Origin of the sequence: Pseudoalteromonas sp. SG43-7, from assembly GCF_014164295.1 — a bacterium.
Taxonomy (GTDB): Bacteria; Pseudomonadota; Gammaproteobacteria; order Enterobacterales; family Alteromonadaceae; genus Pseudoalteromonas; species Pseudoalteromonas rhizosphaerae.
In genome coordinates, this window is record NZ_JACJEY010000030.1 from 1 (window position 1) to 14997 (window position 14997).

The 14997-nt window shown below is 39.0% G+C and carries 10 protein-coding genes; 7 read left to right on the plus strand and 3 right to left on the minus strand.

Features of this window, described 5'->3' with window-relative positions; all coding sequences use genetic code 11:
- Positions 1 to 396 (minus strand): aminotransferase class III-fold pyridoxal phosphate-dependent enzyme (locus H5200_RS14170; protein WP_182761703.1); only part of this gene is annotated, 396 nt, incomplete at its 3' end.
- A 205-nt stretch (positions 397 to 601) separates the two neighbouring features.
- Here H5200_RS14170 and H5200_RS14175 point away from each other — a divergent pair.
- Both H5200_RS14175 and H5200_RS14180 read left to right on the plus strand, forming a co-directional pair.
- Positions 602 to 1030: an Lrp/AsnC family transcriptional regulator gene (locus tag H5200_RS14175; protein ID WP_145235943.1), complete on the plus strand. Its 429-nt coding sequence runs from the start codon at positions 602 to 604 to the stop codon at positions 1028 to 1030.
- Positions 1031 to 1294: 264 nt separating this feature from the next.
- Positions 1295 to 2320: a GGDEF domain-containing protein gene (locus H5200_RS14180; protein WP_182761704.1), complete on the plus strand. Its 1026-nt coding sequence runs from the start codon at positions 1295 to 1297 to the stop codon at positions 2318 to 2320.
- Here H5200_RS14180 and H5200_RS14185 read toward each other — a convergent pair.
- Complete coding sequence (locus H5200_RS14185; RefSeq protein ID WP_182761705.1) at positions 2317 to 3240, minus strand: hypothetical protein; 924 nt, start codon at positions 3238 to 3240, stop codon at positions 2317 to 2319. The two genes, H5200_RS14180 and H5200_RS14185, sit on opposite strands and share 4 nt — an antisense overlap.
- Before the next feature lie 91 nt (positions 3241 to 3331).
- Positions 3332 to 5245, minus strand: a complete 1914-nt coding sequence (locus H5200_RS14190) for a bifunctional diguanylate cyclase/phosphodiesterase (protein ID WP_182718641.1) — start codon at positions 5243 to 5245, stop codon at positions 3332 to 3334.
- Positions 5246 to 5895: 650 nt separating this feature from the next.
- Between H5200_RS14190 and H5200_RS14195 the strand changes: the two genes are divergently transcribed.
- The 5 genes from H5200_RS14195 to H5200_RS14215 are packed head-to-tail and all read left to right on the plus strand — an operon-like array spanning position 5896 to position 14991.
- A complete protein-coding gene (locus H5200_RS14195) occupies positions 5896 to 6195 on the plus strand; it encodes an isoamylase early set domain-containing protein (protein WP_182718642.1) in 300 nt (99 codons plus the stop codon).
- Positions 6196 to 6205: 10 nt separating this feature from the next.
- Positions 6206 to 8203, plus strand: a complete 1998-nt coding sequence (gene malQ / locus H5200_RS14200; RefSeq protein WP_182761706.1) for a 4-alpha-glucanotransferase — start codon at positions 6206 to 6208, stop codon at positions 8201 to 8203.
- Complete coding sequence (gene glgB / locus H5200_RS14205) at positions 8204 to 10432, plus strand: 1,4-alpha-glucan branching protein GlgB (protein ID WP_182761707.1); 2229 nt, start codon at positions 8204 to 8206, stop codon at positions 10430 to 10432.
- Positions 10416 to 12476, plus strand: coding sequence for a glycogen debranching protein GlgX (glgX, locus tag H5200_RS14210; RefSeq protein ID WP_145235917.1), 2061 nt, complete (start codon positions 10416 to 10418; stop codon positions 12474 to 12476). Before glgB ends, glgX begins: the two co-directional genes overlap by 17 nt.
- Positions 12466 to 14991 carry a glycogen/starch/alpha-glucan phosphorylase gene (locus H5200_RS14215; protein WP_182740062.1) on the plus strand — a complete coding sequence of 842 codons (2526 nt, stop codon included), beginning with the start codon at positions 12466 to 12468 and terminating at the stop codon, positions 14989 to 14991. The genes glgX and H5200_RS14215 overlap by 11 nt, the downstream gene beginning before the upstream one ends.
- Positions 14992 to 14997 lie beyond the last annotated feature (6 nt).

The following is a 14997-nucleotide window of genomic DNA, read 5'->3' on the forward strand; positions in this document are numbered from 1 at the left end:
AAATGCTATTCTTTGGCTTTTAACAGCACCATGTACATCCAATGCGAAACGACGCGCGAGTTTTAGCGCTGCTTCATTTGCTTCTGCGCCTGAGTTTGCAAAGTAAACTTTGTCTGCAAATGTTGCGTCGGTGATTTTTTTAGCTAATCGAAGTGCTGGCTCATTAGTCATCACATTGGATAAGTGCCAGATTTTTTCGCCTTGCTCTTTTAACGCATTAACAAGGGCCGGGTGACAGTGGCCTAAACAGTTGACCGCAATACCGCCAGCAAAGTCGATATATTCTTTATCGTTTTGATCCCAAACACGAGAACCTTGGCCACGCACCGGAATAACCTCTGATGGGTTATAGTTAGGGACCATTACGTCGTTGAATAATTCTCTTGTTACTTGCATTTGTTACACCTAATTCTGGCTTAATATGAAAAAAAACAAATTGCATTTGATGGGTTAATCAAGCCGTTATTACCCTGCAATAATGTGCTTTAATGATTTTTCTTATTTACTACCGCTATTATCTGAGTTCAAAGCTTAAATTTGCAGTGCTATTTTGTGAAAAATGATTAAAATAAAACACAAAATGACGAGGTTAATAATCAATATGATAACTATACAAGACGAAAAGCTACTTTCTATACTTCGCACGAATGCCAGAGCGAGTATTTCTGATCTTGCCAGAGCACTTAACTTATCGCGCTCAACTGTACAAAGTAGGATGTTAAAGCTAGAAGAAACTGGAGTGATAAAGGGCTACAGTGTTGACTATGGCGATGCGTACTTAAGTGCCATGGTATCGGCCCATGTATCAATTAAGGTAAAGCAAAAACTAACCACTAAAACTAACCTTGAACTCAAGCAGATTGATGCTATTTCACAATTGTATGCTATTAGTGGTGAGTTTGATTTGATAGCCGTTGTACAAGCACAAAATTTAGAAAAACTCAGCCATTTACTCGATGACATTGGTAACTTAGATGGGGTTGAACGTACGACTTCCTCTGTTATTTTAGAAACAAAGTTTAAACGCTAAGTTGACCACAAATACAGAATGTCATACTTTATATATTATTTTTTGCTGTGTAGCGTATTAAGGTTAAATTATTTCCTATCTTTACGACTAAACAAAACAGTATTTACGCACTACACTTACGACTAGCGCTGGGTTTTTTACTCGTTAATGTAATTATGCTCCCTAATTTTATTGGCGTTTTTATTTGGTTTATATTTTCTAGAACTTATGTTCGGGTAATTAATCATAATTAAGAGTCTTCAGTTATTTGAATATAGGATCCCTATGGAAGAAAACTTATTAAATTCTGTTATTAAAATAACTAAAAACCGTGATGTAGATTCATTAGAATATAGCTTGATCTCGACGATCCAAGAATTTGTTGGTTGTACAGAAATTGTAGTTTATAAGGATTTAGACGTACACACTGATTTAACGATTGAGCGCAGCATATCGTTAAAAGTAATTAATGGTAATCAGTTTGAATGGGCACAACGTAAAGTAGTCGATTCACCAGAGCCAGAACTGTTGTCATGTTTGCGCTCAGCATGCATTATTACTGTACAATCAGCGGATGGCATTGAGAAGCGTTGGTTACCAATTTCTTTGCAAGATAAGCCGATAGGCGCTATTGCGGTTGTATGTAAAGGTTTAAAAAGTGCGGATCAAGTGTTGCTTAATGCCTTTTGCCGTATCTATGAAAATTATTTATTTATCTTGCATGAAAATGAACGGGATCAACTGACAGGTCTGTTAAATAGACAAACATTTGATAAAAAAATAAAGCAGCTAATTGAAAAGCAAGTAATAAAACAGCATAAAACAGCAAAAATGGATAACAATCGCAAGCGTAGGCTCAGCTCAACATCTTGGCTGGCAATGCTTGATATTGATCACTTTAAAAAAATAAACGACAGCTTTGGTCATGTTTGTGGTGATGAAGTTTTATTGCTGCTTGCACAAAAAATGCGCCACTTTCTACGCTCAACCGATTTGATTTTTCGCTTTGGTGGAGAGGAATTTGTGATCGTGTTTGAACCCACCAATTTTGAGTCGATTGAAAAGAAAATGAATGAGTTTATGGAGATGATCAGAGAAACTCATTTTCCATTTGTTGAAAATATGACCGTTAGTATAGGCATGTGTCGCATCAGCCCTTACGACTTTCCTATTAATGTGTTAGAAAATGCGGACAAGGCACTTTATTACGCAAAGGAAAATGGTCGCAATAGGCTGTGTTTTTATGAACAGTTAATGGAGAACAACTTGATTGACTCAAATGATAAAAGCACGGATATAGATTTATTTTAATCTGACGCCTTTGGTATTTTCTTAATGATAGTTTTTGTTGCCTCATCAAGTTTAATGACATAGGCGTTACCGCCAATTCCTTTAAATTCTTCATCGGTAAATACAATGGTATTTTCATCATAGAAAGTAATCGCTTCTTTTTGAGTCACAATCCCCAAATCTATTCGTGATACGTCCCCTGAGAAAAACTTATCACCAGTAAAGTTTTCAAATAACCAAATGCTTGTTGAATCTAATAATACTAACTTTGTACGAGCGGGGCTCAGTGCTGCAGAGGTTATCCAGCAAAGCTTTTCCATTGTTGTACAGGTTTTAAATGAATCTATTAACTGCGCATCAAAATTAGCTGCATGATCGCCAACTTTATACACATTAGTAATGCCATCAAATGGCTCAGTACGGTTTTTAGTAAACAAATATAAGTGGCGGCCAAAGGCAACAAATGCTTCTAGATCAAAGTTTCGCTTATCTGGTGTGATAGGGCTACCGTCAAGTTCTGGATAAGTAAACTTGATAATTTCAGCTTCGGTGGTATCAGTTTTGATGTCGATGGGATTTTCTATTTTATAAATAGTGAGCCACTTACGTTCTTGTTTATTATTACCAAAGTCACCTAAAAAGAAGTGCCCAAAGTCATTCTGAGTCATATCTTCCCAATCAATGTTTTTCGCATTAGTAACAAGGACCTCTTTGGCGATAGAGCCATCTTCGTTGAGGCGATAAAGTTTTGGATCATCACCGCTGTCATTTATTGCCCACAAGCGCTTGAATTTATCAAATTCGATCCCCGATATTTCTTTGAGTTTAGGATCAACACTGAGTTTCTTTTTGCTGTATAAGGTATAAATTGAAATGCTGGTAAGTACAATACTCACCAAAATGATGATTGAGATTAATGAATAAATACTTTTTTTAAGCATGGAGGAAGTAGAATCTGATACTAAGTTATTGAGTATTATTATCTATTTTAAGGTGAATTTCCATGCCAATAAGACTATAAATGAATAATCGTTAAGTTTCGAGGCTCCATACGCCAGTGCCTGTCGCCGCGATATGATTAACATTTCCTTGTAGTACTTTGCTGCCAACATTCACAGATGACTGCGGACGACTGACCAAATACCCTTGCACGCAGCTAATACCCATACGCTTCACTAATTCAAACTGGGCGATTTCTTCCACCCCTTCAGCAACGATTTTAAGGCCGAGCTTCGAGCCTAACTCACTGATTGAATTTAATATTTCATTATACTTCGGGTTTTCATTAGCTTGGGCTATGAATAATCTATCAATTTTGATCACATCAATAGGTAGATCAGCTAAGGTGCTTAAAGAACTAAAACCGGTACCAAAGTCATCAATTGCGATAGTGACGCCTTCTTTTCGTAATTTTTCTAATTCATTAATAATAGTGTGACTTGCGGTGATCAATGTTGATTCGGTGATCTCTAACATCAAAGAAGTAGGCGGGAGACCCGTTTTTGCGAGTTTTTTCATTACCCATTCGTGAATAGGGCGATGTTTGAGTTGAATGCCTGAGACATTAACTGAGATTTTAACTTTGCGCATACCAGCATTATGCCAAGCTGCCATTTGTCGACATGACTCTAGCATTATCCAATCACCAAGCTCTAATATAAGGTTTGATTCTTCGGCAATCGGAATAAACTCTACTGGAGAAATAGCCCCTTCAACAGGATGATCCCAGCGCACTAATGCTTCGAAGTAATCGATGGCGCAATCTTCAACATGCACAATAGGCTGAAATGATAAATGAAAATTATGACACGCAATCGCTAAACGCAGCTCTTCGAGTAAGTAGTGGTAGCGACGCATTTTATTGCCCATTTCTGGCGAATAGACTTTAAAAATACCACGTCCATCGGTTTTAGCACGATACATAGCCACATCCGCCATTTGCAACAAAGCATGGGGAGTTGATGCACTCTCAGGATAAACCGCAATACCGACACTGGCACTGATCTTAATTAGTTTATTGCCTAGTACAAAGTCTCGCTCTATTTCGTTTAATACATGCTGTGCAACATCCAAACTTTTAGAACTGGAATCAATGTTATTAATAAAAATAGAGAATTCATCGCCCCCTAAACGTGCTAGATTTTGCTCTAGCAGACTGGTGGGATTGATATCATTAAGCTTGTGATGGCGTAATACGCTTGCGAGGCGTTCGGCTACTTGAATCAATACTTCATCACCAAAACTGTGACCAAAAGAGTCATTTACTTGCTTAAAACCATCTAAATCAATAAATAACAAGGCACAGTGAATGTTTGTGAGTTCAGCACCACTGAGTTGACGGTCTAAGTGCTCAATATAAGCGTGACGGTCAATTAACAAGGTCAATTTATCTTGGCAAATACTGGTTTGAGTTTCACGAGCATAATTGGCTACATGGCTGGTTAAGGCATTAATTGCTTGGCTTAAGCGGGTAACTTCTGTTGCATGCTCAAGCTCAGGAAGTTGAATGTTAAATGACTCGATTACTTTTTTTGTTTGTGTATTAAGTTGTTCTATTAATTGTTTTTCGCGTTTAATGTTTAATTGCTTACCAAAATACCACGTTAAAAATAAACCTATTAAAATCAATAAAATAAAGTTTATGGGTGACAAAATAGTGGCATTGAGCATTGATGACACTTGGGCAGTAATAAATTGTGTGTCTGTTGCTTTAATAAGTAAATAATCCGTACCATCTTTGCGAACAATATAATGGCCATTTAATATAGGATTATACCAAGAGGGCATCGTTAGTTGGGTGGTAGCAGTATCAAAAGCGCGAGTGGCAATACTAGATTGTTGCGGGTTAATGGTATTGACTTGCTTGGTCAATAAAATATTCATGCCGTAGCAAAAAATAAACATAGCAATAAAGGCAATACTGAGTAAGCGAAAAAATTTAGTCATTCCATTAAACCATTTTATCCCAATTATATGAGTTTTTTATTAGGTATTACATAATTTTATCAGTATATAGTTTGTCAGAGTCACTGACAAAACATTTCTTTTACAATAGTCTTGTAAAAGCAACCCTTTTCCTGTTAAGTGTTATTTTATCGATGTTTGCCGAACTTTTACTCAATTTAATCATTAAATAAATTCACTTTACCAGCGGTTATTTGTTAACTACTTTAAAGGTCATAATTCAGACCGTGATTAAACTTGGTTTAGTTCTTGCTCTCATTTAATTGGTGATAATGAGGTGAGTGTTTTGTGTTTTATTTGCACATATTTGGTGCGATATTTTTTTAATTGCACTGTCATAAAGCATAAATATAACTTTGTTTAACTAGAGCGTGTTTATTTTTTGAGGTTACTTTTACTGCAGTATGTTTGATTGTTAGGCAAATCAGAGCACATAGTAGTGTTTTATCTACATAGATTGTGCGATAACGTAGCATAACGACCAAGCGCAGTCTGAAAGTTGAACAAATTTCAAGCTTGAAAAGTTACACGCCCTAATAAAAATACATTTTACAGCCCTGCGTATGTTGAGTAGTTGAACGCACTTCTGTGGCAAGGATTAATTGACCTTAAGGTTTAGTTTGGAGCCCACTATGTTAAGTAAACGATTTTTTAAAACTAAAAATGAAGCTGAAGTTACATTTGAATTTCAACATCCTCAGGCTGAGCAAGTTCAGTTAGTTGGTGAATTTACTGATTGGCAACCTGTTACTATGAAGTTTAATAAAAAAGAGCAATGTTTTAAGTTAAAACAGCGCTTACCGAACGATCAACAGTTTCATTTTCGATATTTAGTTAATGGTACTATTTGGGATAATGATCATCATGCTGATGGATACATAGCAAACAGCTTTGGTACAGAAAATAGTATAGTCAATACACAACGTATTTAAGGCGCGGTAAATGGAGTCTCTTTCACAGCTTTTTTATCTACATGGTATTGGCTATGAATACACCAAATATACCGGTGAACACGTGGTTTTTAGCGATGCAACCCGCAGTGCGGCACTGAGTTGTTGTGGTGTTGATGTTACAGATCACGCTCAAATAGCGCATTTAAATATCAGCTTAGATGCCAATAAGTGGCTGCAACTAGTACCAGAGTGTAGTTTGGTATGTGCTGAACAACCAGCCGTTAAAGTGCGTATTGATAGGCGTATGCTAGGGCAACAATGTACCGTATCATTTGCACAGCTTGATTTGCCCAGCATTACTCACCAATTAGCTGATTTGCAATGCAGTGGCGATTATTTATTTAACGACGTCACTTATTTAGAGCTTATTTTTCCGCTTCCATTATTGCCAATTGGTTATCATGATGCGCATATTAGCGTTGCAGGTTTAACGGCGACAACTCAACTGTGGGTGACACCTAAATATAGTTTCCAAGTGACAGATAAAAAGCAAAGCGGGCTTTCAATTCAACTTTATAGTTTAAAAAATAATGCAGCACTAGGGATAGGCGATTTTGCTGATTTATTATCGCTGACCGAGCAAGCAGCAAGTCATAAACTGGATTATATTTTACTCAATCCACTGCATTTATTATTTTCTGAGCAACCAGAGCGAGCAAGTCCCTACAGTCCAAATAATCGCGCGTTATTAAACCCACTCTATATATCAATTGATTTATGCGATGACAGCATTAATAACCCCGATATCACTGCGTATTTACAAAGCAGCTATGCGATTGACTTTAAAAAGCGGACTCTGCAGTCGCAGTATATTAATTACAGTGCAGTGAGTGAATTCAAATACGCAGCCTTTAACTTGCTATACCAGCATTTTTGTATGCATGGGAGTGAGCACCGCAAACAATGCTTTAGCGATTTTTGTCAACAGCATGGTTCGACACTTGCGACCTTAAAAGTTACTGACAGCGACTTTGCTTACTACTTGCAATGGCTAGCATATGTGCAATTAAAATTATGCCAAACTACCGCCCGAGAGCAGGGAATGAGTATTGGTTTGATCAATGATTTAGCGGTGGGCTGTGCCGGTGATGGCAGCGAGTTTCTCAATCAACAATCGTTGTTTACCGATTCTGCTTATGTAGGTGCACCGCCTGATCCATGGGCAGAGCATGGCCAGAACTGGGGATTGCCAGCACTGAATCCGATTAAGCTCAGCGATAATAATTTTAGCTACTACCGAGCATTGATCCGTGCCAATATGGAAAACGTTGGTGGCTTACGTATTGACCATGTTATGGCTATCCGCCGTTTATGGTGGTGTTTTGAGCATCAACAGCAACAAGATGGTTGCTATGTGTATTATCCATTTGAGCATTTATTAGCGGTACTGACAATAGAATCCCACTTGAATCAATGTATTGTCATTGGTGAAGATCTTGGGGTTGTTCCACCAGAGGTGAAAGCTGCATTAGCAGATAAAGCAATATTTTCAAATAGCTTATTCTATTTTGAAAAAGATTATCAAGGTGAATTTTTAGCGGCCCAGTCATTTGCTCCACAATCATTATTAATGGTTGCAAACCATGATGTACCGCCTTTCTTTGGTTGGTGGCAGGGGCTTGATCTTACTTTGAAATTAAAATATCAATTAATTGATGAACAACAGTTAACTCAACTGCATGCAGACCGAGAAATTGAAAAACAACGACTACTGCGTTTTCTGTCAGGATGTGCAGAGCACTCCTTGTTTGTGGACAGTACAGCAAGTGATGTTTATCAAGCGCTGACCTTAGGCTTGGCCGCTGCACCAGCGCGGTTATTTACTATTCAGCTCGATGATTTAGATGAGCAAACATTACCTGTAAACATTCCTGGAACGGATCAAGAATACCCTAATTGGCGTCGGGTATTAACGCATTCAAGTGAACAAATATTAACTCGTCACAGTGCATTTCTCAGTGCTATTAATTCCATAAGGACTAATTAAATGAACAGTATTGTTCGTAAAACCGCAAAGTCACAGCACTATGATCAACAAGTTAATGCTTTAAAGCGCGGCTGTTTTAAAGATCCGTTTAGTTTTTTAGGCGTACATGCAATTACTGACACGCACAGTGAAATACGCTGTTATATGCCCGGGGCAACAAAAGTAACGATTAAACTGCCTCAGCAAATGATTGTTAGCACACGCTATGGAGATTCAGATTTATTTATAGCACAGCTTGATAATCAAGATATTTCAGCTTATCAGCTAGTGGTAGATTACAGTGATTGTCAGGTTATTTGTGAAGATGTGTATAGTTTTGATAGCAGCCTAGATGATAGTGCAATGTACTTATTTAATGAAGGCACATTAGAGCACGCATATCGCCATCTTGGTGCCCACTTTATTGATTTTAAAGGTGTTGCAGGTGTACGTTTTAGTGTTTGGGCACCTAATGCAAGCAGTGTTTCAGTTATTGGTGAGTTTAATCACTGGCAGCAAAGCCAACACTTTATGCGTTTTAACCCTGCGTCTGGAGTCTGGGACTTATTTATTCCAGAGCTAAATGAAGGTCAGTGTTATAAGTTTTCTATAACAACACTCAGTGGCGAAGTGCTCGAAAAGGCTGATCCATTTGCATTTAAAATGCAGCAAGCACCAGGCACTGCTTCAGTACTTCAAACTCGGCCCACAGCAATTAAACTAACTGATAAAATGCAACGTCAGCGTGTTAAACGCAACGCGATTGATGCACCTATCTCTATCTATGAAGTGCATTTAGGTTCTTGGCAGCGAGAAGAGGGAGATCGTTATTTAACTTATCAAGAATTAGCACAGCGGTTAATTAATTATGTCACTGAGCAAGGCTTTACGCATATCCAACTTATGCCGATCAGTGAATTTCCATTTGATGGTTCTTGGGGGTATCAGCCAGTTGGCTTATTTGCACCAACGAGTCGGTTTGGCGGTTTGGATGATTTTCGTTATTTTGTAGAGCAATGCCACCAAGCTAACATTGGTTTACTCATTGATTGGGTTCCAGGCCACTTCCCAAGTGATCCACATGGCTTGCATCGTTTTGATGGCACACATTTATTTGAACATGCCGATGTGCGTCAAGGTTTCCATCCAGATTGGAATACCTATATCTACAACTATGATCGCCCAGAGGTTCGCAGCTTTTTAGTTGCTAATGCAATGTATTGGTTAGAAGAATTTGCCATTGATGGATTACGTGTCGATGCTGTTGCCTCAATGCTATACCTTGATTACAGTCGTGAAGATGGACAGTGGATCCCGAATAAGTTTGGCGGACGTGAGAATCTTGGTGCTATTGAGTGTTTAAAACAAGTTAACTTACGTTGTTATGCTAATAACCCCGGCATTATGATGGTAGCTGAAGAGTCAACGGCATGGCCTGGTGTTACCCGTCAGGTGAATCATGATGGCTTAGGGTTTGGTTACAAGTGGAATATGGGCTGGATGAACGACAGCCTTCACTATATGCAACGCGATCCTTTATATCGCCAACATCATCATCACGAATTAACTTTTTCGATGGTGTATGCCTATAGTGAAAATTATATTTTACCTTTAAGCCATGATGAAGTGGTGCACGGTAAAGGCTCATTAATTGAAAAAATGCCTGGTGATGATTGGCAAAAATTTGCAAATTTACGCGCGTATTATGCATTTATGTGGGCGCATCCAGGCAAAAAATTACTGTTCATGGGCGGTGAGATTGCCCAGCGTAGCGAGTGGAATCATGATCAATCAATTGATTGGCATTTACTTGAGCATCTATCGCATCAAGGTGTACAACGAACTATCGCGCAGCTCAATAAAGTATATCGCGATGTTCCAGCTTTACATCAGCTAGATACTGATCCGTCAGGTTTTAGCTGGATCGATAATCAAAATGCTCAACAAAGTATTTTTAGTTTTATTCGCTTTGCTAAGAAAGCCAGTAATTACGTGGTTGTGGTAAGTAACCTCACACCAACGGTTTATCATGATTATTGTATTGGTGTACCAAGCTCAGGTGAATTTGAAGTCATTTTAAATACCGATGACGAACAGCTATTTGGCTCTGGAGTACAAGTGTGTGGGCAATCAGCTAAAACAACCAGTACAGCAACTCCATGCCACGGGCATCAACATAGCATTAAACTCTCACTGCCAGCGCTTGCGACGGTTTATTTAAGAAGGGTGGCTGATGAGTTTATCGATTGAATTAAATAAAGGGCAAACTTTTCCGCTGGGAGCCAGTGTATTAACAAACGGTGTAAATTTTGCTGTTTATGCGCCATTGGCTAAACAGTTGTATGTGTGTTTATTTGATGCCAGTGGTCATACCGAAGTTTTAAAGTTAGCAATGAATAATAATGAAGGGGGGATATGGAGTTTACATATAACCCCACTGGCTATGGGCACTTTATATGGTTATCGCGCAGAAGGTGAATATCAACCTAAAAAAGGATTGTTTTTTAATAGCCAAAAATTGTTAATTGACCCCTATGCAAAAGATTTATTTGGTGAGTTTACCTGGAGTGAACGACACTATGGGCAAATGCCTAAAGGTACTTTGAGTACGGTAAACAACGCCATTGATATCCCTAAATCTAAAGTCACACAGCTGCAGCCTTATCAAGGTAAAAAACCGGGCCATAGTTGGGGAGAAACGGTTATTTATGAATGTCACGTTAAAGGCGCCACAGCACGACATCCCTCTATTCCAAGTCAGCTACAAGGTACCTATTTGGGCTTGAGCCATCCCAGTTTTATAGAGCATTTACGTACACTTGGCGTAACCACTTTAGAATTGTTACCGGTACATAGTTTTATTAGCGAACAGTTTTTAACCGCCAAAGGCCTGCAAAACTACTGGGGTTACAATACATTAAATTTTTTTACACCAAATAAAGATTACTTAGTAACTGATGAAATTGGTGAATTTCAACAAATGGTTACTAAACTTCATCAAGCGGGTATTGAAGTGATTTTAGATGTGGTTTACAACCACACCGCAGAGGCTGGTAGCGACGGTCCTTTGTTATCTTGGCGCGGCCTAAATAACCCTGGTTATTACCGTAGTGTTAACGATAACCCTGAAGTTTATATCAATGACACTGGGTGTGGTAATACCTTAAATATAGACGACCCATTTAGCTTGAAAATGGTACTCGATAGCTTACGTTATTGGGTAGAAATAATGGGTGTTGATGGTTTTAGGTTTGATTTAGCAACTATTCTTGGACGGACGCCGCATGGCTTTAGCCAAACCCATAGTTTTTTACAAGCAATCAATCAAGATCCAGTGTTAAGCCAAGTGAAATTAATTGCTGAGCCTTGGGACATAGGCCCTGGTGGTTATCAATTGGGAGCATTTCCTGCGCCTTGGCGTGAGTGGAATGATAAATACCGTGATGTTGTTAGGCGCTTTTGGCAAGGGCAGCACAATATGCTGGCTGATCTTGCAAAACGTTTACATGGCTCTTTTGATTTGTTTGATCATAATCACCGTGGGCCATTAAATAGTATTAATTTTATAACCAGTCATGATGGCTTTACTTTAACCGATTTAGTGAGTTACGAACAAAAGCATAACGAAGCAAATGGTGAACAAAACCGCGATGGGCACAGTGCTAATTATTCGTTTAATTGCGGTGTTGAAGGCTTTACTGATGATTTAAAAGTTACCTCCATGCGGTTACAACAACAAAAAAACTTTTTACTTACCTTACTACTTTCCAAAGGGGTGCCTATGCTGTCATCAGGCAGTGAAATGGGGCACTCGCAAGGAGGGAATAACAATGCTTATTGTCAAAATAACCGCACTAGTTGGCTGGCATGGAAAGACTCGCAGCGTAGCCACAGCCTCATTCGTTTTATTGACGATGTATTGACCTTACGAAAGCAACACTGTGTGTTTAAACACAGTGTATTTTTACACGATAGCGATAAGCGATTTAGTGTTGATTGGTATACCGAGCAAAGCCAAGCCATGCAAGAAAGTGACTGGCATGATGGTTCAAAACAGTTTTTGATGTATAGCTTAAAAGATACACAACTAAATACGGCATTACTCATTATTTTGAATGCCAGTAATGTGGCAGTTAAATGTCAATTACCTGCTAATCACGATTTATCGGTATGGCGTTTAGCGCTTAGCAGTGTTGATCAAGCAATGGTTAAAAATACAGAACAGTTTGAGGTTGCTGCACAAAGCAGTTGGGTTTTTACAGCCAATTTAGAGGACGAATGTAATGGCGAATAATGGTGAACAAATGTGTGTTGCTAAAGGTTGGCAAGATGCCCCTTTAATAGATGAAAGTACGCTTGAAGATGATTTATCACGCCATTTCTATTATACCCTTGGGCGCGATAAGGTCGGAAAGTCTCAACTGTATTTGTATAACGCACTAGCGTTGACAATTCGCGATCGATTAGTCGCTCGTTGTCGAGCAACAAAACAGCAAATGCACAGTGAAAAGCGTCGTAAAACGGCTTATATATCACTTGAGTTTTTAATGGGCCGAGCACTAGGTAATGCCATTTTAAATTTAGATTTAGAAGAGCAAGTCAAACTTGCACTTAATAATTATTGCGCTCACATTGAACATGTTGCGCAAGCAGAGCATGACGCTGGGTTAGGTAATGGTGGTTTAGGCCGCTTAGCTGCGTGTTTTCTAGATAGTTGTGCGAGTTTAGCATTACCTGTAACCGGTTATGGTATTCGTTATGAATACGGCATGTTTAACCAGTCAATCGAAAATGGCCATCAAATAGAGCAGCCTGATAATTGGTTACGTGAAGGGCATCCATGGGAGCTGAGCGCACCAGAGCAAGCCAAGCGTGTTAAGTTTTTTGGCCATGTTGAAAGTTATACTGATAAGAACGGACGCATTCATCGACAATGGTTAGACACTGAAGATGTATTAGCTGTCCCTTATGATGTGCCGATCCCTGGCTATAAAAATGACATAGTTAACACCCTCAGACTCTGGAAATCAGAAGCCACTGATGAGTTTGATTTAGGTGAGTTTAACGCCGGTAGTTACTCAGAAGCCGTCGCGCATAAAAACCTTGCCGAACAAATCACCATGGTACTTTATCCTAATGACAGCAGCGAAAATGGTAAAGAGCTACGTTTAAGGCAGCAATACTTTTTATCGTCGGCGAGCTTACAAGATATTGTTGGTCTATGGGTATCACAGCATGGTGAAAAGTTTAGTGATTTTGCTGATTTTCATGTTTTTCAACTTAATGACACCCACCCAAGTATTGCTGTTGCAGAGTTAATGCGATTGCTGATTGATGATTATGACTTGGATTGGGATGCTGCATGGCAGATCACCACAAAAACCATGGCGTATACCAATCATACGTTACTTCCAGAAGCGCTCGAAAAGTGGTCTGTGTCATTATTTGCGCGTTTATTACCGCGTATTCTTGAAATAATTTATGAAATAAATGCACGTTTTCTTGCTCAAGTTGCGTTGGCGTGGCCGGGGGATGTTGCAAAACAACAAGCGTTGTCTTTAATTGAAGAAGGCTCAGATCCACAAGTAAGAATGGCGTATTTAGCCATTGTTGGCAGTTTTTCAGTTAATGGCGTAGCAGCATTGCACACAGAATTACTTAAAGAAGGTTTGTTTAAAACTTTTTATGAATTGTGGCCTGAAAAATTCAACAATAAAACTAATGGTGTAACGCCAAGGCGGTGGATAGCTCATTGTAACCCCAAACTAACACAGTTGATTGGTGAAAAAATTGGTCAAGATTGGGTGAGGGATTTTGCGCAAATTAGCCAGCTGCGTCGCTATTATGATGATGTTAAATTCCATAAACAATGGCAAAGCGTCAAACTTGAAAACAAACAACGGCTAGTTGATTTAGTCAAAGAGCGTTGTGGTGTTGAATTTGACACTAGCATGCTATTTGATGTGCAAGTTAAACGAATTCATGAGTATAAGCGCCAATTACTGAATGTATTACACATAATTCACTTGTATGACCGGATCCGTCGTGGCGATACCGCCAATTTAGTGCCACGCTGTGTATTACTAGGAGGAAAAGCTGCACCGGGGTATTACATGGCTAAGCGCATTATTAAGCTAATTAATAATGTTGCAGATGTGATCAACAAAGATCCGCTTGCTCAGCCTTATTTACGGGTGGCATTTTTACCAAATTATAATGTTACAGCAATGGAAACGATTTGCCCCGCAACAGACTTGTCTGAACAAATTTCAACCGCAGGTAAAGAAGCATCTGGTACCGGTAATATGAAGTTTATGATGAATGGGGCGTTGACGATTGGCACTTTAGATGGTGCTAATATAGAAATTCGCGATGCAGTAGGGGCTGATAACTTCTTCTTATTCGGCGCACAAGCGGAACAAATTGAGGGAATAAAACAAAGCTACAACCCATTACACATTATTCATAATACGCCTGACTTACTAAGTGTTATGCAATTACTTGAAAGTGGGCACTTTAATTTATTCGAACCTGGTTTATTTGACGACATTATTGGTGCAATCAAAAGCCCACATGATCCTTGGTTGGTTGCCCACGATTTTGATAGTTTTGTACAAGCACAAAAGGCGGTTGAACACGCTTATCAAGATCAACAGCATTGGACGCAAATGAGTATTTTAAATACTGCGGCCAGTGGTACTTTTTCAAGTGATAGAACGATCAGCCAATACAGTGATGATATTTGGCATTTGGAAGCATTAACAACATCTAGTTCGGCCGACACAGCCGTAAGCAACAGCAAAGATTAATACGGA

What these genes read in the sequence shown, in the direction of transcription:
- H5200_RS14175 (WP_145235943.1), top strand. Translation starts at nt 602, where the DNA reads ATGATAACTATACAAGACGAAAAGCTACTTTCTATACTTCGCACGAAT.
- H5200_RS14180 (WP_182761704.1), top strand. Translation starts at nt 1,295, where the DNA reads ATGGAAGAAAACTTATTAAATTCTGTTATTAAAATAACTAAAAACCGT.
- H5200_RS14185 (WP_182761705.1), bottom strand. Translation starts at nt 3,240, where the DNA reads ATGCTTAAAAAAAGTATTTATTCATTAATCTCAATCATCATTTTGGTG.
- H5200_RS14190 (WP_182718641.1), bottom strand. Translation starts at nt 5,245, where the DNA reads ATGACTAAATTTTTTCGCTTACTCAGTATTGCCTTTATTGCTATGTTT.
- H5200_RS14195 (WP_182718642.1), top strand. Translation starts at nt 5,896, where the DNA reads ATGTTAAGTAAACGATTTTTTAAAACTAAAAATGAAGCTGAAGTTACA.
- malQ (WP_182761706.1), top strand. Translation starts at nt 6,206, where the DNA reads ATGGAGTCTCTTTCACAGCTTTTTTATCTACATGGTATTGGCTATGAA.
- glgB (WP_182761707.1), top strand. Translation starts at nt 8,204, where the DNA reads ATGAACAGTATTGTTCGTAAAACCGCAAAGTCACAGCACTATGATCAA.
- glgX (WP_145235917.1), top strand. Translation starts at nt 10,416, where the DNA reads ATGAGTTTATCGATTGAATTAAATAAAGGGCAAACTTTTCCGCTGGGA.
- H5200_RS14215 (WP_182740062.1), top strand. Translation starts at nt 12,466, where the DNA reads ATGGCGAATAATGGTGAACAAATGTGTGTTGCTAAAGGTTGGCAAGAT.